18 protein-coding genes, 1 other RNA gene and 2 pseudogenes are annotated in these 24358 nt (G+C 37.3%); 9 read left to right on the top strand and 12 right to left on the bottom strand.

Going from position 1 to position 24358, the window contains the following annotated elements; all coding sequences use genetic code 11:
* Positions 1 to 2: 2 nt before the first annotated feature.
* Positions 3 to 584: an SCO family protein gene (locus ACFIK0_RS05080; RefSeq protein ID WP_273790767.1), complete on the bottom strand. Its 582-nt coding sequence runs from the start codon at positions 582 to 584 to the stop codon at positions 3 to 5.
* Between the two features lie 135 nt (positions 585 to 719).
* On the opposite strand from ACFIK0_RS05080, the gene ACFIK0_RS05075 reads away from it, so the two are divergent.
* Complete coding sequence (locus ACFIK0_RS05075; protein ID WP_375643457.1) at positions 720 to 1349, top strand: DapH/DapD/GlmU-related protein; 630 nt, start codon at positions 720 to 722, stop codon at positions 1347 to 1349.
* Between the two features lie 56 nt (positions 1350 to 1405).
* On the opposite strand, the gene ACFIK0_RS05070 is transcribed toward ACFIK0_RS05075, so the two are convergent.
* From ACFIK0_RS05070 to ssrA, 5 genes are all read right to left on the bottom strand, one after another.
* The gene (locus tag ACFIK0_RS05070; protein ID WP_375637651.1) at positions 1406 to 3745 is read right to left on the bottom strand and encodes an ATP-dependent helicase; all 2340 of its coding nucleotides are present in this window, start codon (positions 3743 to 3745) and stop codon (positions 1406 to 1408) included.
* A gap of 120 nt (positions 3746 to 3865) precedes the next feature.
* Positions 3866 to 4117, bottom strand: coding sequence for a ribbon-helix-helix domain-containing protein (locus tag ACFIK0_RS05065; RefSeq protein WP_273790764.1), 252 nt, complete (start codon positions 4115 to 4117; stop codon positions 3866 to 3868).
* 10 nt (positions 4118 to 4127) lie between these two features.
* Positions 4128 to 4310 (bottom strand): DUF4169 family protein, encoded by a 183-nt coding sequence (locus ACFIK0_RS05060; RefSeq protein ID WP_273790763.1) that lies wholly within the window; start codon positions 4308 to 4310, stop codon positions 4128 to 4130.
* Between the two features lie 8 nt (positions 4311 to 4318).
* Entirely contained in the window at positions 4319 to 4870 is a 552-nt protein-coding gene (locus tag ACFIK0_RS05055) for an SspB family protein (protein ID WP_375631167.1), read from the bottom strand.
* Positions 4871 to 5049: 179 nt separating this feature from the next.
* Positions 5050 to 5406: a transfer-messenger RNA gene (gene ssrA, locus ACFIK0_RS05050) on the bottom strand.
* Between the two features lie 97 nt (positions 5407 to 5503).
* Between ssrA and ACFIK0_RS05045 the strand changes: the two genes are divergently transcribed.
* Positions 5504 to 5809 carry a DUF2853 family protein gene (locus tag ACFIK0_RS05045; RefSeq protein ID WP_375660748.1) on the top strand — a complete coding sequence of 102 codons (306 nt, stop codon included), beginning with the start codon at positions 5504 to 5506 and terminating at the stop codon, positions 5807 to 5809.
* 68 nt (positions 5810 to 5877) lie between these two features.
* Here ACFIK0_RS05045 and ACFIK0_RS05040 read toward each other — a convergent pair whose 3' ends face one another.
* The 3 genes from ACFIK0_RS05040 to ACFIK0_RS05030 form a co-directional block, all read right to left on the bottom strand.
* Positions 5878 to 7185: an MFS transporter gene (locus ACFIK0_RS05040; protein ID WP_273790760.1), complete on the bottom strand. Its 1308-nt coding sequence runs from the start codon at positions 7183 to 7185 to the stop codon at positions 5878 to 5880.
* A 654-nt stretch (positions 7186 to 7839) separates the two neighbouring features.
* The gene (locus tag ACFIK0_RS05035) at positions 7840 to 9150 is read right to left on the bottom strand and encodes an MFS family transporter (protein ID WP_273790759.1); all 1311 of its coding nucleotides are present in this window, start codon (positions 9148 to 9150) and stop codon (positions 7840 to 7842) included.
* 959 nt (positions 9151 to 10109) lie between these two features.
* Positions 10110 to 11417: an MFS family transporter gene (locus ACFIK0_RS05030; protein WP_375643461.1), complete on the bottom strand. Its 1308-nt coding sequence runs from the start codon at positions 11415 to 11417 to the stop codon at positions 10110 to 10112.
* A 213-nt stretch (positions 11418 to 11630) separates the two neighbouring features.
* On the opposite strand from ACFIK0_RS05030, the gene ACFIK0_RS05025 reads away from it, so the two are divergent.
* The 7 genes from ACFIK0_RS05025 (at position 11631) to ACFIK0_RS04995 (ending at position 20604) form a co-directional block, all read left to right on the top strand.
* Positions 11631 to 12425 carry a thymidylate synthase gene (locus tag ACFIK0_RS05025; protein ID WP_375663622.1) on the top strand — a complete coding sequence of 265 codons (795 nt, stop codon included), beginning with the start codon at positions 11631 to 11633 and terminating at the stop codon, positions 12423 to 12425.
* Positions 12422 to 12931, top strand: a complete 510-nt coding sequence (locus ACFIK0_RS05020) for a dihydrofolate reductase (RefSeq protein WP_273790757.1) — start codon at positions 12422 to 12424, stop codon at positions 12929 to 12931. Before ACFIK0_RS05025 ends, ACFIK0_RS05020 begins: the two co-directional genes overlap by 4 nt.
* A 119-nt stretch (positions 12932 to 13050) precedes the next feature.
* Positions 13051 to 14190 carry an FtsH protease activity modulator HflK gene (hflK, locus tag ACFIK0_RS05015; protein ID WP_273790756.1) on the top strand — a complete coding sequence of 380 codons (1140 nt, stop codon included), beginning with the start codon at positions 13051 to 13053 and terminating at the stop codon, positions 14188 to 14190.
* 2 nt (positions 14191 to 14192) lie between these two features.
* Positions 14193 to 15131, top strand: a complete 939-nt coding sequence (gene hflC, locus ACFIK0_RS05010) for a protease modulator HflC (protein WP_273790755.1) — start codon at positions 14193 to 14195, stop codon at positions 15129 to 15131.
* A 151-nt stretch (positions 15132 to 15282) separates the two neighbouring features.
* A complete protein-coding gene (locus tag ACFIK0_RS05005; protein WP_273790754.1) occupies positions 15283 to 16806 on the top strand; it encodes a Do family serine endopeptidase in 1524 nt (507 codons plus the stop codon).
* 855 nt (positions 16807 to 17661) lie between these two features.
* On the top strand, positions 17662 to 18534 hold the full coding sequence (gene miaA / locus ACFIK0_RS05000; protein ID WP_375643463.1) for a tRNA (adenosine(37)-N6)-dimethylallyltransferase MiaA: 873 nt from the start codon (positions 17662 to 17664) through the stop codon (positions 18532 to 18534).
* A gap of 270 nt (positions 18535 to 18804) precedes the next feature.
* Entirely contained in the window at positions 18805 to 20604 is a 1800-nt protein-coding gene (locus tag ACFIK0_RS04995; RefSeq protein ID WP_375643464.1) for an acetolactate synthase 3 large subunit, read from the top strand.
* A gap of 1153 nt (positions 20605 to 21757) precedes the next feature.
* Here the strand turns inward: ACFIK0_RS04995 and ACFIK0_RS04990 are convergent.
* The 3 genes and pseudogenes from ACFIK0_RS04990 to ACFIK0_RS04980 all read right to left on the bottom strand — a co-directional run.
* Positions 21758 to 22117 carry a hypothetical protein gene (locus ACFIK0_RS04990; RefSeq protein WP_375637646.1) on the bottom strand — a complete coding sequence of 120 codons (360 nt, stop codon included), beginning with the start codon at positions 22115 to 22117 and terminating at the stop codon, positions 21758 to 21760.
* Between the two features lie 162 nt (positions 22118 to 22279).
* Positions 22280 to 22381: pseudogene (locus tag ACFIK0_RS04985) on the bottom strand (integrase); the annotation flags it as partial.
* A 1764-nt stretch (positions 22382 to 24145) separates the two neighbouring features.
* Positions 24146 to 24358 (bottom strand): annotated as a pseudogene (locus ACFIK0_RS04980) (hypothetical protein); the annotation flags it as partial.

Below are 24358 nucleotides of genomic sequence, written 5' to 3'. Positions count from 1 at the left end.
TTTTAGTTTAAGATGAGTTTTTTTAACCGTTCAATGGCGATTTCATCTTTTAATTCGCTATCGCTTTCTTTCGTGTCATAACGGATAACGCCAGCTAATTTTCCACCTTTTTTGAGTAAAAAAATTGCTGCTGTATGGTTATATGTATAGTTTCCATCTGTTTCAGGGACTTTTTCAGCAACGATGTTGAAAGAATTGACCATTTTATGAACTTTTTCAGGATCTCCGCTGATGCCAACAATTTTATTGTTAAAATTACTGAGATAATCATGGAGTACTTTTGGTGTGTCTCGTTCAGGATCAACAGTCACAAACCATATACCTAATTTATCAGCTTCAGGCCCAAGGGCTGTAAGCCATCGATCAAGATTCATCAGTGTGGTAGGGCAGCTTTCAGGACACATAGTGAAGCCGAAAAAAATTATTGAAGGCTTGCTTCGAACATCAGCCTCAGTAATATTTTTTCCATTAGAATCAGTGAGAGTAAAGTTATCACCTAAAGGCTTATTTGTCAGCGTATCATAAATAAAAACACCTGCAAGAAATATGATTGTCAGCCCCAAGATGCGTATTACATTTTTCATAGTTTGACTCTCTTAAATAGATCGAGAAATTGTAACATCGGCAGGTTTGTTTTGCAATGTGTGTTTCATGGTTGATTTTATTGGCTTGATTGGTATGTCTTTCCATATCTATGATGAAACATTGGTGAAAGATGCATGAATATTGAGAACGATCTTCGGTTTCATGAAAGTGAGCCTCGTATCCATACGACGGCACGGCTGCATGGTTGTAAATTAGGGCGCTATGTGGAAATTAATGAGCGGGTGATTTTACGGGATGTAACCGTTGGAGATTTTTCTTATTTAGAACGTAATAGTGAGGCTATTTATAGCGATATTGGGCGTTTTTGTTCTATTGCATCTCATGTACGGATGAATGCGTTGGAGCATCCTATGGAGCGCGTTTCAACGCATAAAATAACCTATCGTCCAAACGAATATTTTCGTTATATGGCATTAGATAGTGGTTTTCGTGAAAGGCGTTGTGCAAAACGTGTTATTATTGGGCATGATGTGTGGATTGGATATGGTGCGGTTATTATGCCTGGGGTGACTATTGGTCATGGCGCTATCATTGGCGCGAACGCTGTTATAACGAAAGATGTTTTGCCTTATACGATTGTCGTTGGGGTGCCTGCTAAACGGTTGCGGATGCGTTTTCCCAATAATGTGATAGAATGCCTTTTAGATATGGCTTGGTGGGATTGGCCGCTTGATAAAATTCACAACGCATTGCCTGATATGCAAAATTTGCCCATTGAAGCCTTTGTTCGTAAATGGAAATGACATTCAGAATAAAATAAAGTGGTTTCTTGAAAAAACTGATCGTGGTTTACTTGTAATTAAGCTTTGTTTACAAAATTGTCTAGTACACGCTTTTCTCCGGCTTTTTCGAACATTATTGTCAATTTATGATCGTCTATTGCTGTAATATGACCATAACCAAATTTTATGTGAAAAATCCGATCATTGACAGAAAAATCTGATGGTGCATGAGAGATTGATTGAGAGATAACTTTCCCTTCAATATTCTTGTTTTTTTGTGCACGCTTTTGTCTTGCTGTTGCATAGTCAGTATAAAAGGAATCGTGATGTTGAAAGGAAGATTTTCCATAACCACCATAGGATGTTTCCATTTCTACAACTTCTATATGTTCTGCTGGTAATTCATCTAGAAAACGGGAGGGAAGAGCAGGTTGCCAAAGTCCATGAATTCTTCGATTAGATACAAACCATATATGCAAATGTTTTTTTGCTCTTGTTAGACCTACGTAAGCAAGGCGCCGTTCTTCTTCTAATCCTGAACGTCCACCTTCATCTAATGAGCGTTGGTGGGGAAAGAGTCCTTCTTCCCAACCTGGAAGAAAAACTGTTTCAAATTCAAGTCCTTTGGCTGAATGAAGTGTCATGATGTTGACTGCATCCATATTTTCATTATTTTCCGTTTCCATAACGAGTGCAACATGTTCCAAAAAACTTTGAAGATTTTCAAATTGTTCCATGGAACGAATCATTTCTTTAAGATTTTCTAGTCTTGTAGGAGCCTCTGGTGAGCGATCTTCTAACCACATGGTTGTATAACCAGAATCATCAAGGACGATCTCGGCAAGTTCTCTATGAGGAGTGTCTTGAAGCATATTTTGCCAGCGGCGGAAGCTTTCAATGAGGCTTCGTAACGCACTGCGCGCCTTAGGCTTTAATTCATCTGTTTCAATGATGTCAGCGGCAGCAGAAAAGAGAGGAACAGCACGTGCACGTGCACTCTCATAAAGAATGCGCAGGGTTGCATCTCCTATGCCGCGTTTTGGTGTATTAATAACACGCTCAAAAGCTAAATCATCAGTAGGTTGGACAACAACGCGTAAATAAGCCATGGCATCACGTATTTCCATTCGTTCATAAAAACGAGGACCACCAATGACGCGATAATTAAGGCCAAGTGTTACAAAGCGATCTTCAAATTCACGCATTTGAAATGATGCGCGTACCAATATAGCCATATGATTTAATGCATGACCGGTTTGTTGTGCGCGTTCGATTTCTTCTCCGATTGCTCGTGCTTCTTCTGCCGAATCCCATGCTGAATGAATTTTTACCTTTTCTTCCTCACTCTTTATTTGAGCAGAAAAAAGGACTTTTCCCAGCCTTTCTTCATTATGAGCAATGAGATGGGAGGCGGTTTTGAGAATATGGGATGTTGAGCGATAATTGCGTTCTAGACGAATAATTTTAGCAGAAGGAAAATCTTTTTCAAAACGTAATATGTTTTCGACTTTTGCACCACGCCATCCATAAATGGATTGATCATCATCGCCAACACAACAAAGATTAACATGTTGACCTTGAGGATGTTGGGCCAAAAGGCGAAGCCAAAGATATTGTGCTGTATTTGTATCTTGATATTCATCGACAAGAATATAACGAAATTGAGAATGATATTCGCGAAGAATATCTGGATTATGTTGGAAGATAGAGATAGAATGAAGTAGAAGGTCACCAAAATCACAAGCATTAAGATCTTTTAATCGATTTTGATAATTGTGATAAAGTTCACGTCCCATGCCGTTACCAAAGGAATGAGCATCACTTTTTGAGATATGTTTTGGTGAAAGTCCTTGATTTTTCCAAGAATCAATCATCATGGCAAGGTTTCGTGCGGGCCAACGCTTATCGTCTAATCCTTCAGCTTGAATAAGCTGTTTTAAAAGTCGAAGAACATCATCGCTATCGAGAATTGTAAAGTTTCTTTTTAAATCAACAAGTTCTGCGTGACGGCGTAAAATTTTAGCGCCAGTGGAATGAAAGGTTCCAAGCCAAGGCATACCTTCAACAACTTCTCCAATAAGTTCACCAATACGTATTTTCATTTCACGTGCTGCTTTGTTGGTGAAAGTGACAGCAAGTATTTGCTGAGGAGAGGCAAGTCCAGAGCGTAAAATGTGAGAAATACGGGTTGTTAAAACGCGCGTTTTTCCTGTACCAGCACCTGCAAGAACTAAAAGAGGTCCCTCAGTATTCATAACAGCTTGTTGCTGTTCTGGATTGAGTTGTTCTAAATAATCTGTGTTATATGATTTTTGTTCTTTTAGAGTATGGGAGAAAAAACCAGAGCTCTTCTTATCATGGTCTGGAGGGGAATCTTCTTCAAAGAAAGGTATGTTGTGATCAGAAAAATTACTCATTATCTCTCTTTTGTAGTCTTTTTTTTATTGAAGTTCTAGATTAAAAGAACTTCTCTTAAAAAGTCACAACAGTTTCAGTTAAACAGACAGAAAGAGAACGTAAAAAAATAAGCACAAACATTAAAGGCGCTGGGTGAGAACGCTTTGAAGGGCATAAACGCGTAACGAAGCCGAAAGATTTACTTGTTGTGGTCTTTTGCTATCAATATCGGTGATAATAAAGGCTAAAGATTGTCCTTTTTGGCGGGCTATATCTTTTAGAATATCTAAAAATGGTGGTTCTAAAGAGACGCTTGTTGCGTGTCCATCAACGCGAACAGATATCTTTCGTGGAATGACTTTTGACCAATCGATAGAATTATTTTCGTGCATTTTTTCACCTTTATTCGTCGTTTCGTAAACGATTTTGATCAAGAAATTTTTGCGTTTTTAAAGATTTTTGTTGCTCAAAATTTTTTTCAGTTTTTGTTCGTCCAAAACGATAACGATTTTGCTCAGCACGAAGAGATTTTTCTGTACGTTTTTTTTGTTTTCGAAATTGGCGAAGATTAATCAATTCAGTCATGAGAAAAATTATTTTTTCCGAAAGGAATCTAAAGAGACAACATCAGCACTTTGACTTTGTTTTGCATCGTTATTTGAAGGTTCTTTGTTTGTACTGAGATTTTGTTCTTTTGTAAGCGTATTTTCTATTTTTTGTTTGTTTGATAAGGTAATGGGCGTAGTTGAGGTATTTTCTGAATTTTCACTTTCTCCAGAGGTCAGATTTGAGGGCAGATCAAATGCTGCTTCAAATGCTGCTACAGGATCATAAAAGACCTGAATGGAAGTAAAAGGAATCACGAGCTTTTCGGTTATTTCCCTGAAAGAGAGGGTTACTTCGAAAGCTGTTTCTGAAACACTGAGATCTCTAAATTGATGTTGTAAGACGATTGTCATTTGCTCGGGATAGCGATTTTTTAGCCGAGGAGAAATTTTAACGCCTGGGGCATTGGTCAAAAAAGTTATAAAAAAATGATGATTTCCCGGAAGACCTGCTTTGGCAACTTCCGATAAAACTTTACGGATAACTCCACGAAGCGCATCCTGAACGAGAATATCGTAACGGATTTGATCTTTAACCATCGAAGTTTATTCCTTTTATTTCACGTAGCAGAATGGGGCGTATTGATATTGTGTGACAGAATATATTTTAAATTAGCAGATTTTTTCTACGATGCACCTCAATAAATCAAATAAATACGAAACTCTATGGTAAATAATGTCTGATAACGTCTGAAAGATCAATCAACAACATTTAAAAAAGTGAAGGCTTCTGTTGCCAGGTGCCTCCGAACCCCGCTTAAACCTGCGACGGTTTAAGGCTCAAATTGAAACATTCACACCACCTTAAGCGGCGAGACGTGCTTCCGCATAGTTGTCATTTGCAACTACTCATTTAGCCCGATAACGGTGGTACAATGCCGAGTAAAAGAGCGATCTTTACACCCTTGTCGATCCTATTTCGCCCCCACCAAAATATAACTTTGGTTTCTTATATTTTGGTGGAGGCGCCGGGTACCGCCCCCGGGTCCAATAGGTTTATTTCACCGTCCATTTATTACCATAGCTGGTAAACCAGCCCTCTAAATATAGATGAAGAACAGTCTTAGGAAAAGGGGGGGTTGTTAATATTTTTAATCCTCTAATTATTTATGGAGCTATATGATGCGGCTGTAAAGTATAGTCCGCTCATTTTTGGAGAGGAGATGATGCAAAATGACAAATAATTTAGCAGATATTAAACTATATGATTCAAATCCCGATGAAGCAGCAGTAGAACGACTTAGCCGTCGTTTAGCTTTGGTGATGAAAAAGCAGGATGCAGCGCTTGTTGCTACATCGGATCCAAAAGAGTTAGAACGTGTTGAAAAATGGGTTCAAGATGTTTTAGAAGCCGATGAGAAGAGTGCTAAAATGGCTGTTTCAAAAGTGGCTGAGATGATGTCTGGAGAGCGTAGAAAAAATCGACTGACTTTTTATTATCTAGTTGCTAAGCACCTTAATGCACTTCATAAAATTTAAACAATATTAAATTTGTGATAATGATAAAAAAAGCCCAATTTCTTGGGCTTTTTCGTTGATAAAAAGGGTTAATGTTTTTCATCCTCTTGGAGGTAGCCTCCTTTACGCATACTCGGGACAAAGAGAAGAGCAATGAATGCCATGATCATCACGACGGTTATATAAAAATAAAAGAGTGATTCATGACCGTACTTTTTTAATCCAAGCGCGACGTATTCAGCAGAACCACCAAATAAGGCGTTGCCAATGGCATGAGAGATGCTAACGCCTAATGCGCGTATTGAAGAGGGAAACATTGCTGATTTGACGACACCAGAGATGGATGTATACATGCTCATAATGAAGAGCAAGCCAATAATGACGGAAAAGGCAACCCATATACTATGCGTATTACCGATTATCCAGAGTCCAGGAAATGTAAAGATGACAGAGAGTATACTCCAAATGATAAGTAAAGTTTTTGTTCCAATTTTATCGGCTATGATACCAGCTATGGGTTGGAATAGGATGAAAATAAATAGTACAGCTGTCATAATCGTTGTTGCGGTATGTTTATCAAAGCCGGTGGTTGTGATTAGATATTTTTGCATATAAGTCGTAAAGGTGTAAAATGTGAGTGATCCTCCTGATGCAAAGCATGCAATTACGACAACGGCTTTTGTATGCTTGGTGAGAAGTTCCTTAAGACTGCCAGAGTGTTTGTGAGAGCGGCTTTCTTTCGTGGTTGTTTCGTGGAGAGAACGACGCAGATAAATCGCAATCACTGCCCCGAAACCACCAATCACAAAAGGAATGCGCCATCCCCATGCTTTTAACTGATCTTCAGAGAGATAAGATGCTAGAATAAATATAATGAAGCTGGCAAGAAGTTGACCTGTAATAAGGGTGGCTGATTGGAAAGAAGCAAAAAGCCCACGATGTTTTTTGAGAGCAACTTCGCTCATATAAGTGGCTGCTGTACCATATTCACCACCCGCTGAAAGTCCTTGCATCATTCGAGCTAAAAGTAAAAGGATTGCTGATGTTATTCCTAAGGTTTCATAGGTGGGAAGTATGGCGATGAAAAAAGAGCCACCACACATCATAAAAATGGATATAAGCATCGAGCGTTTACGTCCATAACGATCGGCGACAAATCCTAAAAACCAAGCTCCAATAGGGCGCATAAGAAAGCCAATAAAAAACACACCCGCGGTTTTTAACAGTGGCGTAATCGTATCACCATCGGAGGGAAAGAATTGTGATGCAAAATAAATTGATGCAAATGAGTAAACGTAAAAATCATACCATTCTACGAGATTTCCTGATGCGCTTGCTATAATAGCAAAAACACGTTTTCTTGCATCCTGTGATGCTGAAGTTGTTTCATTTTTCATGAATTGTTCCCCTTTTGGATTTATATTTTATATTTTCTAAACATAATTGTTTATGATTTCCAGAAAAATTCAATTGTATTATAATAATTTCTTAGGGAAACTCTTTAAGATGATTTATTAGAGTTATGTTGTCATTCGTTTTAAGATTTTTACTTGTGTTATAGAATAAAAAGTTATCACGTTGCATTTAAAGGGAGAGAACATTGAAAAGTAGATCAAGATACCTTTAAACTTTATGAGAAGAATGCAATTATTGGCATACCGGAAGATTATAGAAGAGATGGTCTTTATGAGCAGAAAGCCCAAAAACTGAAGACATTTCATAAAGCTTAAATAATGTAAAAGGGGATTTTTGTGTCTTTGCTTATCTTGTTGTATCACCACACATCATTATTTAGGAGGGGGAGGTAAGGCTCATATAAGGTTTTCCGTATGAGGTGTTTTTCAGATATCATGATAAATATTTAGGGTAGGGCTTGCCTATAGAATCTTATCAAGTAAATTACATAAAGAGGGCAGTAACTATAGACAATTTAAGAGAAACTGAGTTGTTTGTAAGACGAATGCGGGGCAGAATTTTCGTTCTTTGTTAGGATGGAGAGGAGATCCAAAAAAGCCCAATTTCTTGGGCTTTTTTTTATCCAGAAAATAAGTTTAATGAAGTCTATCGTCTTTATCGAGATATCCTCCTTTATCTATATCGGGCATAAGAAGAATAGAGATGAGTGCAATGACCATCATACCAACTATGTAAAAAAAGAAAACAGATTCGTATCCCATATTTTTTAATCCAAGCGCTACATATTCGGCAGAACCGCCAAAGAGTGCGTTGCCAATGGCAAAAGCAAATCCAACACCAATTGCTCGGATTGAAGCAGGGAACAATTCTGCTTTTATGATACCAGCAATGGACGTATAAAAACTCATAACACAGAGTATTCCAATAATGATTAAGAGTGCTGTCCATGGATTATGGGCATTACCGATCATTTTAAGTACAGGGATAGTGCAGATAATGGATAATAGCCCCCAACTAATGAGTGAAGCTCTTGCTCCAATTTTATCGGCTAGGGAACCAAAAAGGGGTTGGAGTAGCACAAAAATAAAGAGGGCGGCAGTCATTATCGTTGTTGCGGTTTGTTTATCAAAGCCGGTGGTTGTGATCAGATATTTTTGCATATAAGTAGTGTATGTATAAAATGTGAGTGATCCACCAGCTGTAAAGCCAACAACCAAAAAGAAAGCTTTTTTATGATTGCGAAAAAGTTCTCGAAGACTACCAGCATGTTTTTCAGAGCGGCTTTTGTGGGTTGTTGTTTCATGGAGCAAACTACGCAGATAAATTGCAACGATTGCTCCAAAGCCACCAATCACAAAAGGAATACGCCATCCCCACGCTTTTAACTGATCTTCAGTAAGGTAAAGGGCTAAAATAAATATTATAAAACTTGCGAGAAGTTGACCTGAGATCGTTGTTGCATATTGAAAAGAAGCAAAGAGCCCGCGACGATTTTTGGGTGCAACTTCGCTCATATAAGTTGCTGCTGTACCATATTCACCTCCAACGGAAAGTCCTTGAAACATACGGACAAAAAGGAGAAGGAATGCTGCTGTTATTCCCAAGGTTTTATAAGTAGGAAGTATGGCAATGAGAAAAGAGCCACCACACATCATAAAAACAGAAATAAGCATTGAGCGTTTACGTCCATAACGATCCGCAATGAATCCAAAGAGCCATGCTCCAATTGGACGCATAAGAAAGCCAATAAAAAAGATTCCTGCTGTTTTTAACAGTTGTGTAACGATATCTTCATCTTCAGGAAAAAATTGTGAGGCAAAATAAACCGATGCAAAGGAGTAAGCATAGAAGTCGTACCATTCTACCAGATTTCCTGATGCGCTGGACATGATAGCAAAAATACGTTTCCTTGTATCATGTGGGTCTAAAGTTGTTTGATTATTCATGAAGTATTCCCCTTTTAGATTTATAACTTTTCTTCTTTTTAAAGCTATTTACGATGTGCATTATAAAAACGCCATTGTACCATGATAATTTTTCAGGGAAACATAAAGATTTTTTCTAGAGCTATCAGTGCTGTTTTGGGCTTATGGTGTTGTTATATTGCGTAAATTATGCGCTTTTTACTATCCTTAAGGAAATATTATTTTTTGTTTGATTGTGAATTATTTGCATATGCAGAGTGCTTATGAAGATATGATACTCTTTAGTTTATATGCTTGATGTTGTTTCGTAAAATGATGTTATTGACTATTGCATGCGAGGTTGGTGTATCAGTTAAAATACTTTTTAGAAATGATCTTAAGTGTTAAGGGGGAGTACAATATTAAGAGTTCCTCAATAGTATAATGATAGCGGCTTGCACTTTTATTAAGTGTAAAGAGAGTGATGCCCATGTTTATACTTTACGGGGCTTTTACGTTATGTCATTCACGGGTGTCGTTGTGAAATGGAGTTAGGTGCATTGAGAAATGTTTCTCAAAAAAGTGTGCGAATTCATAATATAATGGTATTTTCTATTTTTCATGAAAGGATTTGTTTTGCATGAGGGGGTACTATTAAGAACGTATTAAACAAAATCATGAGTGTAATCTTTATTATTGATAAAATTTCTTGAAAGATAATCACTTTTCTTCAACGTTGAGTGGGAATGGGAATATTAAAATAAATCAAAAGTTTTTTATCTTCAGTGAATTAAATTCAGCAAAAGAAGTATTTATTACATAATAATATGAAGCCATTTGTTTTTATAAGCGGCGTGTGTAGGAGGGAACATTGCTTCTTTAGAGTGTTTGAAGGGATAAAAAACTGTGAGCTTTAAACTTCTATTGGAAAGAATATAAAAAAGCCCAGAATACTGGGCTTTGCTTTTTTTGTTGAAACCCTTGTTTGTTAACATTAAAGGTTAATGAATATCGTCTCCTTGTAAATACCCTTTTTTGCGAGCATCTGGCATTAAGAGAACAGCAATGAATGCAATAATCATCATGCCGGTTATATAAAAATAGAAGACAGATTCATATCCAAGATCTTTTAATCCAAGCGCGACATATTCAGCAGAACCGCCAAACAGTGCGTTGGCAATAGCATAAGAGAGCCCAACTCCTATCGCTCGTACTGAAGCGGGAAACATTTCTGATTTTACAATGCCAGAGATAGATGTATAAAAGCTCATAATGCAGAGCATTCCAGTAATGACTGATAAAGCAATCCATGTACTATCAGTATTACCAATCATATTAAGTCCAGGAATGGTAAAGATAATAGATAAGACACTCCAAATAAGGAGAGAAGTTCTTGTTCCAATTTTATCTGCGAGAGAACCAAAGAGGGGTTGGAGTAACATGAAAACAAAGAGTGCAGCAGTCATTATAGTTGTGGCTGTATGTTTATCAAAGCCGGTGGTTGTGATCAGATATTTCTGCATGTAAGTCGTATAGGTGTAAAATGTGAGCGATCCTCCAGCGGTAAAGCCGATAACTAGAAAAAAAGCTTTTCGGTGGTTGCTCAGAAGTCCCCTAATACTACCAGCTTGTGCACTAGAACGACTTTCTTTGGTCGTTGTCTCATGGAGTGTGCGGCGTAGATAAATCGCAACAATTGCGCCGCATCCACCAATAGCAAATGGAATACGCCAGCCCCACGCTTTTAGCTGATCTTCGGTGAGATAAAGCGCTAAAATGAATATAACGAGACTGGCTAGAAGTTGACCACCAATCAGTGTGGTATATTGGAAAGAGCTAAAAAATCCGCGGCGATTTTTGAGGGCGATTTCGCTCATATAAGTTGCTGTTGTACCATATTCACCACCGACAGAAAGCCCCTGAAGCATTCTGAGTAAAAGTAAAAGAATTCCTGCTGCCACTCCAATGGTTTCATAGGTAGGAAGTAGGGCGATTAAGAACGAACCACCACACATCATAAAAACAGAGATAAGCATTGAGCGTTTGCGTCCGTAACGATCGGCAATGAAGCCAAAAAGCCATCCGCCGATTGGGCGCATAAGAAAACCAATAGCAAAGACACCAGCCGCTTTTAAAAGTTGCGTAACGACATTGCCATCTGAGGGAAAGAATTGTGATGCAAAATAAATAGATGTAAAGGAATAAACATAAAAGTCATACCATTCTACTAGATTACCTGATGCACTGGACACGATAGCCCAGATACGTTTTCTTGTATCATGTGGTTTTAAAGCTTCTTGTTTTTCCATAGTCGATCCCTTTATTTGATGTTTATCCATCTTTGTTCATTTATGTCATTTTTTTAGAAGCTGTCTATAGTATTTTATCTTTTGCATCAAAAATTTAGTCAGATCATGATAATTTCTTGTGTAAGATGTTTTTGGAAAAAGATTTGAATTATGTTTGTACGGATTTTACAGTTTTTATTTTCTATAATGAGAAGAATCGGACATAATAGCCCTATGAAGTCATATCTTGCTCTTTTATCTCATGTTTTAAATCAGGGTATTGATCGGACAGATCGAACGGGTGTTGGCACGCGATCTATCTTTGGGTATCAGATGCGCTTTGATTTACAAGCAGGATTTCCGTTGTTGACAACAAAGAAGCTACACTTACGTTCAATTATTTATGAGCTTTTGTGGTTTCTTAAAGGCGATACAAATATCGCTTGGTTGAAAGAGCATGGTGTGTCGATTTGGGACGAATGGGCTGATGAAAAGGGAAATCTTGGTCCTGTTTATGGTTATCAGTGGCGTTCTTGGCCTGCTCCTGATGGACGCCATATTGATCAAATTAACAATCTTTTAACGATGATTAAGGAAACGCCAGATTCTCGTCGCTTGATTGTATCAGCTTGGAATCCTGCATTAATAGAGGAAATGGCGTTACCTCCGTGTCATTGTCTTTTTCAATTTTACATTGCGGAGGGTAAATTATCTTGTCAACTTTATCAGCGTTCGGCGGATATTTTCTTAGGTATTCCATTCAATATTGCATCCTACGCATTGCTAACGATGATGATTGCGCAAGTAAGCGGTCTTAAAGTAGGCGATTTTATTCATACTCTGGGAGATGCTCATCTTTATTCTAATCATTTTGAACAGGCAAAATATCAATTGTCTCGTATACCAAATGCTTTGCCATGTATGCGCATAAATCCAGCGGTAACAGATCTTTTTTCTTTTCAATTTGAGGATTTTGAGTTGTTTAATTATGAAGCACAACCTCATATTAAAGCGCCGGTAGCAATATGACGATTTCCATTTGTTTAATTGCTGCTGTTGCAGAAAATGGTGTTATCGGTCGTGAAGGTGCAATGCCGTGGCATTTATCGACGGATTTGCAACGCTTTAAAGCTTTGACGTTGCGTAAGCCCATTATTATGGGAAGAAAAACTTGGGATTCTATCGGGAGACCTTTATCAGGGCGTACAAATATCGTCATTACGCGTGATTGTACCTTTTGTGCTGAGGGGGCTGTTGTTGCTCACTCTTTATCGCAAGCTTGTTCTCTTGCAACAAGCGTTGCTTCTCAAAATGATGTAGAGGAAATTTTTATTATTGGTGGTGGTGCAATTTTTCAACAAGGGTTGCATATGGCTGATAAAATATTTCTTACAGAAGTTTTAGCTTCTATAGAAGGTGATAGTTTTTTTCCTGTTTTTGATAAAGAAAAGTGGACTATTGTGCAAACACAAGATATTCCAAAAGGGGATAAAGATAGTCATCCGACACGTTTTGTTGTTTATGAGCGGAAATAATTTTTTGTAATATGAAGTGGAAGGGGTTATCAGTTGTATTGTAATGAGGTAAGAGACACCCTATAAGATCAAGCAAATGGTTGGTGTTCGAGTAGTGGTAATCAGTTAAAGAGGTGATAATGCCCTGGACAAATCAAAATGGTGGTGGCCCGTGGAGTGGCGATAAAAACAGTGGTGACAAAAAAACACCAGCTAAGAATCTCTTTGGTTCTGGTGGCGGTAATGGTGGCGAAAATGGTCCTAATCTTAATGATATTTTGCGCAAAGGGCAGGATCAGTTTAAACAATTCGGGAGAAGCAGTTTTTCTGTTTTATTCCTTCTGCTTATTGTGTTTTTTTGGCTATACCAGTCAATTTATATTGTTCAGCAAAATGAACAAGCGGTAGAGTTGCGCTTTGGCATCCCTAAAGAAGGCATTATTGGTGATGGGTTGCATTTTCATTTTTGGCCAATTGAGACCTATATGAAAGTACCTTTAACGGAAAAAACAATTGCGATTGGTGGGAAGCCTGGTCAGGCGCAACAAAGTGATGGCTTAATGCTTTCAAGTGATCAGAATATCGTTAATGTTAATTTTTCCGTTTACTATCGGATTTCATACCCTAGTCAGTTTTTATTCAATGTGAATGATCAAGAGGGAACAGTCCGCCAAGTTGCTGAGAGTGCAATGCGTGAGGTCATTGGTTCGCGGCCGGTTGATGATGTTTTACGTGACAAGAAAGAAGAAGTTGCTAATGACGTCAGAAAGATTATTCAGTTGACTGTAGATAAATATCAACTTGGTGTTGAAATAAGCCGTGTGTCTATCAGTGAGGCTGCTCCTCCGACAAAGGTTGCTGCTGCGTTTAATTCTGTTCAGCAGGCGGAGCAGGAACGTGGAAGAATGATTGAAGAGGGGAATCGTGTGCGTTTTACGAAAATTGGTTTAGCAAATGGTGAAGCTTCACGCACACGGGAAATCGCAAAAGGTGAAAAGGCACAAATGGTTGAAGAGGCAACAGGGCGTGCTGAACGTTTTCAGGCGATAGCTCGTGAGGCTGCGATTTCACCAGAAGCTGCTCGCTATCGTCTCTATATGGAGACGATGGGGCGGATTCTTTCTTCACCAAATAAGCTGGTTCTTGATCAGGCAAATTCTCCAGCGGTGCCTTATTTACCTTTGAACGAATTGTTGCGTAGCAAGTCATCGGAAAAAGTAAAGGCAACATCAGCGCGTCCTGCGTTACTCTTAGATTCTCGTATTTCTGGAGGAGATTAATTATGCAGCAATCTCGCTTTTTGTTTGTTTTTAGTGCTATAGTGTTTGTTTTGATGATTTTGTGGATGTCCGTATTTATCGTCTATCCTCGTCAACAAGTAGCAATTAAGCGTTTTGGACAAATTGTTCAGGTAGAATCTAATCCTGGAATCTATTTCAAGGCGCCCTTTATCGATAAGATGATCATTGTTGATAATCGGTTATTGCGTTACGATGTTCCTACACAATCTGTACAGGTTCGTGGTGGTGCGTATTATGAGGTGGATGCGTTCTTTATTTACCGTATTACAGATCCTAAGTTGTTTTTACAGCGCATTGCTTCTGGGCGTCCACAAATTGCGGCACGTGAAAACCTTGCACCACGGTTTATTGACGCTTTGCGCGCTGTTTATGGTAAGCGAGAATTTAAAGCAGCCTTATCGGATGAACGAGGCGCGATGATGGCTGAAGTACAGAAGCAGTTTTCTGTAGATGCAGGTTCGTTGGGTATTACCATTGTTGATGTGCGTATTCGTAAAACCGATTTGACTGATGCTGTTTCAGAAGATGTCTATCGGCAAATGGCAGCTGAACGTGAAGCTGCTGCGGAAAATATCCGTGCTCGTGGTCAACAAGAGCGAGATCGTATTGTAGCAGAAGCTAATCGTGAATATGAAGAAATTGTAGCAGCGGCAAAGCGTGATGCTGAAATTACTCGTGGTGAAGGTCAGGCTGAAAGTATTCGTCTTTTATTGAATGCGAGGGAGGCTAATCCGTCTTTTTACGATTTTTGGTTGGCGATGGAACAATACAAGAATTTAGAGAAAACACCGATGGTGATTTCTCCAAATGAGGATTTCTTTTTCTATTTTCGTAATCCGCCGCAGGCAAATAAAGCATTCTTACCGACAATGAATACTGGCATTAGTAAAACTGATCCAAAATCGGGAGAGAATAGATAAAATAATGGATTGCAGATACGAGATTTTGCATGAAAAGAATGATCTGTGACCATTTTCTTTTATGGTAAAAGTGGTAGAGAGTATCGAGCCGTGCTGGTTTTATGTAGATAAATTTAGTGGGGCTCTTTGCATCTTTGATTAAAGGCATGTCATGGATAGAAGTGTCGTGAGTAAAAATACGTTTTTAAAGTTTTTTATCACAAGAGTTGTTTTTTGTGTGACTTTGTTTCTATCAGGGTCAGGTTTGTCTTGGGGAGCAGAGACAAGCGAGGCATTGCTTTCTATTCCTGATTTAGCTTCTGAGCTTTTGGAAACAGTTGTGAATATTTCCACGGCACAGACTGTTGAAGGAACAGAACAGGATGAAAATACCTCGGTACCCGTTATCCCAAAAGATTCATTGCTGGAGGAATATTTTAGTGATTTTTTTACACCCAAGGATGCTCAAAAAGATAGTCAATTTCAAAAGGTGCGTTCTTTAGGGTCTGGTTTTGTGATTGATGCGCAAAAAGGGATTATTGTTACAAATTATCATGTTATTGTTGATGCTGATGATATTGAAGTTAATTTTACGGATGGTACAAAACTAAAGGCAAAGCTTCTTGGAAAGGATAGCAAAACTGATTTGGCGTTGCTTCAAGTCGATGCAGGAAGTAAAAAATTAAAAGCTGTGCGTTTTGGTGACTCAGAAAAAGCACGTATTGGTGACTGGGTTATGGCTATTGGTAATCCTTATGGTTTTGGTGGCAGTGTGACGGTTGGTATTATTTCTGCGCGTAACCGTGATCTTAATGCTGGTCCCTATGATAATTTTATTCAAACAGATGCAGCAATTAATCGGGGCAATTCTGGTGGTCCGTTATTTGATAGAAATGGTGAAGTCATTGGCATTAATACAGCAATTGTTTCACCTTCGGGAGGATCTATCGGTATTGGATTTGCTATTCCATCGGATATGGCTCTTTCTGTTATTAATCAATTGCGTGATTTTGGAGAAATAAGACGTGGTTGGTTGGCTATTCGTATTCAGCCGGTAACAGAGGATATTGCAAAAAGTTTAAAATTGGACAATGCTGTGGGAGCATTGGTGGCTGGTAAAATAGAACAGACGGAAGAAAATAATGTAGATAATAGCCAGTTACAAACTGGAGATGTTATTCTTTCTTTTGGTAATTCCAAAATTAAGCATGCACGTGATTTGCCGCGTTTAGTTGCAGAAAGTTCAGAAGGAAAGGTGGTGGATGTTACTGTTTTACGGAATGGGCAAGAAGAAACAGTAAAAGTTAAGCTTGGACGTTTGATTGAAACAGATCCAAATGAAGATACAGAAGAAGAAGTTGATGATAAAAAAAATCAAGATCTGTCGAAAAACGTGACAATGCAATTTATGGGAATGACGTTATCTGAACTGACGGAGGATTTGCGTCATCGTTATTCAATTTCAGATAAACTTCGAGGACTAGTGGTGACATCTGTTGCACAAAATAGCGCAGCGGATAAAAAGCGTATTCGCGTTGGTGAAGTGATTGTTGATATCAATCAGAGTTCTATCACAACAATTGATGAGGCTAAAAAACGTATTCATAAATTACGTGAAGCTGGACGCAAAAATGCTCTATTTATTGTAGCGCGTCCAGATGGAGAGTTACGGTTCGTAACGCTCCTAATGGATTGATCCTTAAAAATTATTTTTTGTTTTTTATCAGCCTTAGTATATGGGATATTTTGCAAGCTAGGCATGTGATGTCCAATATTTCTCAAATTCATTTCACGATAGAGAGCATGGGGTGTGCAATATAAAATTCATTGGGCAGCTCTATTTTTGCGTTAAATAAAAGTACAAGTTGCTACCATCATAGATTTGCTAGATTTCCAACCTTGCAACAGCTTAGGCTTTAAAATAGTGCATAAGAGATCTATGTTTTGTATTTAAGTCAATTATTATTATAAATAATGTTGTATCTAGTGAGAATTTTAGCACTTTGTGATTGTATTTTGTGTGCTATAGAGAACGTTTTTTCACTTCAGTTTGAAAAAAGCTCTCTCAGAGAAAAATCATATTAGACTAAATTAGTTATATATATTTACACCTTTCTTGGTGATGGATGAAAAAATAGTTATAAAAAAAGAGCGTGAAGAAGACAATTTCTGAATCTCCTATTATAAATCAGAGTAGCATGCTGTTTTTATAGGAAAAAATAAAGCTGTTTGATTGTATAGGTTAAACTCAGTATTATTTTTATAAATGATGACAAAGAGTATGTTTTTAATGGCCTTAACGGACAGAATTATTATAGCTGTGGTTTGTTATTGAATTATGATAGCAAAAAATGCTTGGAAATTCCTTTGGTGTTGTTCTTAAGTCTATTTTTTCTTTTTTATAAGTTTCATAGGATTTTCTTTGTATTGAAGAGAATTTGTGTTCGTATTTTTGTTTGAAGTATTTACTCTATGATAATGGAGAGAAGATAGTGGCTTTGGGGGTGTCTGTATGTTGCAATAAGTTATTGATTGGGAGAAATTGCTATTCATGGCACAAAGAACAATTACATTGATAGCAGGGCCAACGGCAAGTGGGAAGTCAGAACTTGCCTTGCAAATGGCTCAAGAAAAGAATGCTCTCATTATTAATACTGATTCAATGCAGGTTTATGATGTTTTAAATATTTTAACGGCACGGCCGGGGGAGGCTGACACCGCGATTGTTCCCCATTATCTTTATGGTCATGTGAGTCCTACTTTGAACTATTCAGTAGGGCAATGGTTGTATGATGTCGAGAAGCTATTGGCTACTTTTTCTTTAAGATCAGTTATTTTTGTTGGTGGAACAGGACTTTATTTTCGTGCTCTTTTAGAGGGGATTTCGGAAGTCCCTCATGTTCCAGATGTTGTGCGGCAGAAGTGGCGTTTGCTGCTTGATAAAGAGGGACCTGAAAGTCTTTATCGCCAGTTGTTGCAGATTGATGCTGTTGTTGCTGAAAAAATTTCTTCGCATGATAGACAGCGTATTGTCCGTGCTTTGGAAGTTTATGATGCAACCGGTAAGACGCTCAGTTGGTGGCAGAAACAAAAAACAACACCTCTCATTGCGCCGAATTTGACCGAAAAAATTCTTCTCATGCCACCACGTCCTTTGCTTTATGAACGTATTCATAAACGCTTGGATTCTATGATTGAAAGAGGAGCTTTAGAAGAAGTGGTGGCTATGAAAAAACTTAAACTTTCCCCTTCATTACCAGCAATGAAGGCTATTGGTATACCTGAGTTTATGGCTTATTTGGATGGATATAGAAGCTTTGAGAGTGCTCTTGAAGCGGTGAAAATACAAACGAGGAGATATGCAAAAAGACAAATGACATGGTTTCGTAATCAATTTGATGAAGAATGGATGCTTACTTTTTGATAAAAGAGCTGGAGCCTTGCAAAGAAACTTTCGAAAGATAAAAGATAATTCGTAAAAAAGAAATTTTTTAGAAAATATAATTTTTTATTGACGAATGGTATCAATGGAATTAGAAATCTGTCTACAAGGAATTTTTTATATATTTTATACGTTGGAATAATGGGGGGTAATCATACAGTATGTGTTGTGTAATGGGCTCCTTTGGGGGCTTTTTTTATGGGCTCCGTTAGGGGCTTTTTTATTGTCCTATAAAGTAGGTGAGTGGGAAAAATGAGAAATGATCCAAGAAAGCAAGAGAGTGCAGATGGAAAAATAATGTCGGGCGCTGAAATAGTGGTTCAGGCTCTTATAGATCAAGGCGTTGAACATATTTTTGGTTATCCTGGTGGGGCTGTTTTGCCTATTTTTGATGTTCTTTATCACCAAGATACACTCCAACATATTTTGGTGCGCCATGAACAAGCTGCAGGGCATGCGGCTGAAGGCTATGCACGCAGCACAGGGAAGGTAGGGGTTATGCTTGTGACTTCTGGTCCAGGGGCAACGAATGCTGTGACACCTTTGCAAGATGCTCTTATGGATTCGATACCTCTTATTTGTTTTTCTGGGCAGGTGTCAACAACGGTAATTGGAACAAATGCTTTTCAAGAGGCTGATACAGTTGGAATTACAAAGCCTTGTACGAAGCGTAATTGGCTGGTTAAAAATGTCAATGATCTTGCGGCTATTATTCATGAAGCTTTTGCTCTTGCTCAATCAGGTCGTCCTGGGCCGGTTTTGATTGATATTCCTAAGGATGTTCAATTTGCTTCAGGACTTTATAGAGCACCTCAAGTTCAGGAGTCTTTACATTCTTTTCCATCGTTGAAAGGGAATATTAAGGCTATTGAATCTGCCGTTTCTCTTTTAGTTGAGGCAAAACGCCCTATTATTTATTCTGGTGGTGGTGTTATTTCATCGGGGATGAAAGCTATACAGCTTTTACGTAATTTGGTTCAATTGGGGGATTTTCCGATTACTTCAACATTAATGGGACTTGGTGCTTATCCTGCTTCCGGTAAAAATTGGCTTGGAATGCTTGGAATGCATGGAACCTATGAGGCTAATATGGCCATGCATGATTGTGATGTCATGTTAGCTGTTGGAGCACGATTTGATGATCGTATCACGGGGCGCCTTGATGCATTTGCACCTCATGCGCGTATTATTCATATTGATATTGATCCTTCTTCCATCAATAAAACTGTAAAAGCAGAAGTTCCAATTATTGGTGATGTGGCTTGTGTTTTAGGAGATATGACGCAACTCTTAAGAATACAGCAACCAGCGTTTAACAGTGAAGTCCGTGAGGCGTGGTGGACGCAAATTAACCGTTGGAAAGCTCGTAATTCATTGGCATATGCGGAGAAAAAAGATGTCATTATGCCGCAATATGCTCTTGAACGACTTTATGCTCTTACCAAAGATGCGAATGCTTATATTACAACGGATGTCGGACAGCATCAGATGTGGGCAGCACAGTATTATCATTTTGATGAACCAAAACATTGGATGACTTCTGGTGGTCTTGGAACGATGGGGTATGGTCTTCCGGCCGCTATCGGTGTTCAAATAGCACATCCTGATGCGCTTGTTGTGTGTATTTCTGGTGATGCCTCCATTCAGATGAATATTCAAGAGCTTGCAACAGCTATTCAGCATGACACACCTGTAAAAATTTTCATTTTAAATAATCAGTATATGGGGATGGTTCGCCAGTGGCAGCAATTGCTGCATGGTAATCGTCTTTCTCATTCTTATACGGAATCTATGCCTGACTTTGTGAAATTGGCACAAGCTTATGGAGCCGTGGGAATTCATTGTTCAAAACCCGATGAACTTGATGATAAAATTCAGCAGATGATTGACTGTGATAAGCCTGTTCTTTTTGATTGTCGTGTTTATCATTTAGAAAACTGTTTTCCTATGATCCCATCGGGATGTGCTCATAATGAGATGTTATTACCCGATGAGGCAAGCGAAGAAGCTATTGCAAATGCTATTTCTTCCGAGGGAAAGATTCTTGTATAAAATTAATATGTTAACAAAATGGTGAAGGATAGTGATGATGAAGTCTTTGGAGTCCTCATCTCTGTCTCTTCTTTGTGGAGAGTTCCTATTATCCTTAGAGATCATTTTATGATTTTCATTCTTTGTTTAAAGACATGGGGTGTATTATTATTTGTTTATCTAAAAAATGTTATAAGTCGTGTGCACAATTATGTTTGAATTTATTTGTACGCGATGTTTATTTTTTTAATTCATATGTTCACATTAATAGCTATTTCGTTGCATTTTTTAGATAATACATTGAATTATCTGTTATAAATTAATTATGTTGTCTCATATATGAAAGATTCCATCGTGCAAGAAAAAAATCCACTATGCTTGAAGGGGGCAACCATGCAAACCGTCATACTTGTGAAAACAATAGAAAAGTTTGTCACTATGTTTTGGTTTCGCATTATGAAATTACTCCAAATCGCTTTTTCAAGGGCTTGATAGGGGAATCCCCCTAGCGGCTTGAAGGAAGGGCAAAAATAACAAAGATCAAATGCAGCCATAGAAAATCAATTGGCCACCATAGCTTATAATTAGGTAGTAACCTCACCTGATTATGCGGGAGAAACCTATACATATGAGATGTATCATCAATATATATAAATCAGAATAATACTCAACATCATATCATTATCAGGATATTAACATTGAAAATTAAATACTCTTTCTTTTATTTGTTCTATATATCTATGATTCCATAAATCTGCAGACACAAACACTCTTTGAATCCACCGCATTGGATTTTCATAACTATCAAATGATCCAAAAAACTTATCTCTAGAGTGTAGAGCCATTCTATTATCAATGTATAATAATCTTCCTTAGTGGTACATCAATTCCAAAAGATACAGCCTTAATAGCTTCATAAAAATGATCTAAAGCTTCCTTGGCTTTTTTGACTGTGGTTCTAACATGCCAGGATAAAAAACAGCGCTGATATCAGGGAATTCACTGTCCCTGTGAACTAGGGGCACTTTACTTGTAGAGGTTACCCCATTTTTTCTCCATCTATAGGGAACATTAATTATATATAAATTATCCCTTAAGCTACTCAAATCCTCCTCACTTAAAAATTTTAAAGCTAGACGTGCATCAGACTATTCTCGTTAACGGGCCATCAACATCATTGCGAACACCAGATAAAAGTATCCCCTTTAAGAGATAAATTTAAACCCGTTATAAATTTTAGTGCAGCATTTTCTGTATGAAAATCTAACTCAACTTCAGATCCTAATTCTGTATAATCTTTTTTATTATCCTCTAAAGGAAGCAGGTTATTTACTATATGTTCGCCTTCAAACTTAATTGAATAAGGCTCTCCGATCACTACAGAAAACATCATAATTAAATTTTCGCTAATATAGTCACTTTTACAAGACGCATCTAAATTATAAGGATTAGGTGACGTATTAATTTGTCTATCAACAGGAAGGTTTTCAAAGATTAAATATGGTCTAGGGGTAATAGACCCCTTTTTGTTCATAAGAATTGTCAATATTCTATGTGGTAGCAGCGAAAATGCTATTTTTTTAACTCAACCGAATATTCAATACCACCGTATGGATACTCAATAATAATTAAGTCAATAAGTTATATTAATAGTGAGGGTTTTATTCGCTATTGATTCTATTACGTTTTTTTGCCTCTATTCCTCATCTTTTTGAAGTTTTTTTATAGCTTCAAGAGCGAGTTTTTTACGGTCTGCGCTCTTTGTGTAAAGAGATGACATGGCGTCATCTGTCCAGCCAATATGTGTCGTGCAAATTTGATATGTAAGATATAATATCAAAAAATACAATAAAGTCAATATGTTAAGCGTAATTATTTTATATGAATCCACTCAAGAATCCACACTTTTATGCATGATTCATTTGACCATTTTTTATATAAGATTGCCATGTATGAATAGACCATAAAAAGCAAATCATGATGTAAATATTATAACGCATGGGTGCATTCAAATGAAATGAAAAGCAGATATTATTCATAACAGTTCATAAATTTTATGATACGTTTTTATCACTCAAAATCGCATTGTTTAAAAATTTAGTCGTTTGGAATTATCGATAACATACGTTTAAAGATCACATCTTGTTTTAATAATTGGTTTGTTAATCACATGATAAAAACATAAAATTACAGTTTTCAAAATTGAGAAGCGTAAAATCTAAAAATGCTATAGCAATATCTTATTACCTATAAGAGGGTAATCGTTTGAAACTGTTATAAGATAAATTGTACCAAAAGATACGCATTTATAGAAAATAGAGATCATATAATTTTTCCCAAAATTGGGAAAAACCTCTAAAATAGCATTAAAGAAATTAACTGTTTGAACCTGTCATAAGCTTATAGGTTTAATTCATAAAGATTGCACAAAGGATTTAAAGACAAGATTGATTTTATAACCACGGTATTTTTTTACCGAGGTAGGAAATAAAGGTCATGAAATTCAAAAAGTTATATCTTATGAAATGAAAAGCCTTTTAATGAATAGATTGCAGGCTAGTCTTTAAGAACGGAACTATTCGCTTCCACAAAAAAATGGAAGCAAATAATGCCATGGCAGTAGAATTACTATCTACTTTAGATTTGGTACTAAAAACGTTTTAAAAGTTATAGTTTAAAAATACGGAACCAAATGAGCTCTTTCCAAATTTGGGGGCAGCTATTTAGACAAGATAAGCAAGTAAAATTTAAAATCGTTGTAACATCATAAGGTATGGGTTTTTACTTAATTTTGAGTCAAAAGCTGTAATATTTAAGAATGCTCTATTCTAAGATAACATCCCCAAAATGGACCGGCTAATATTTAAAGAAATTAGGTTTTAATGAAAAGTACAAATACGCTTATGAGAACCTCTTTAAATGCACGTTTAAACGTTTGAAACATAAAATGAGATCTTTATAAGAAACGTTAAAACTTTTTTTATTACAGTTATAACTTAGTTATCATTTGCTCTTAAGAACGTTTCATTTATGAAAAACGAAGATCTAGATTTCACAGCAGAGCAAAATCTTAAAAACCTTACACTTTATAAAAGCGTTTGTTTATTTATCTTATGAAAAGCTGCTTTTTAAAACCAACGCTTGCAAGCTAAAAAGAACGTTTTTTACAAGACATTCACTTAATATGCATTTGCTTTTGATTGGATTGATAAAGCTACCGAGCGTTTTGATTTGTTTGATACGTTTGATAGCCATAATAAGCGTTTTATAGGCTCTCTCATTCAAATGAGTGATTAAAGATCATACGCATCATTTACGTTTCTTTTGATAAGTTTTCATATCTCTCATAGAGCGCTTGCAATATGATACGTTTTGTATATATGCACTGATTACTCCATTGTGGATGATTCATTTTAATCAATAAGAAACGCTATTTGAAAGCCGCGTCATATCACTTGGCACGGCTTTCTTTTATGAATGCTCTCTTTTATGATATGTTTATAGCAATGCGTTTTATATGCGTTTATACACCATAAAGAAGGCACGCCCCCCACGCCGTTCTTTATTCTGTTTTATCAGTTATATTGACAACATTATCCCTTTCATAAACCTCACAATTTTTTGGAACCAACCTTACTTTGCTTTTTTTATTGATTTTAGCATTGCCATAAACACGCCCCCAGATTGTTGCACAATATGAGATTTTCGCATTACCATAAACAGAGCCATAAACATCAGTATGACAGCCCACGCTAGCATTGCCATAAACCTTGCC

This window comes from Bartonella sp. CL63NXGY (assembly GCF_042194905.1).
GTDB lineage: Bacteria > Pseudomonadota > Alphaproteobacteria > Rhizobiales > Rhizobiaceae > Bartonella.
Note: the sequence above shows the minus strand (reverse complement) of the source record. Positions and strands in the feature narration are given on the sequence as shown.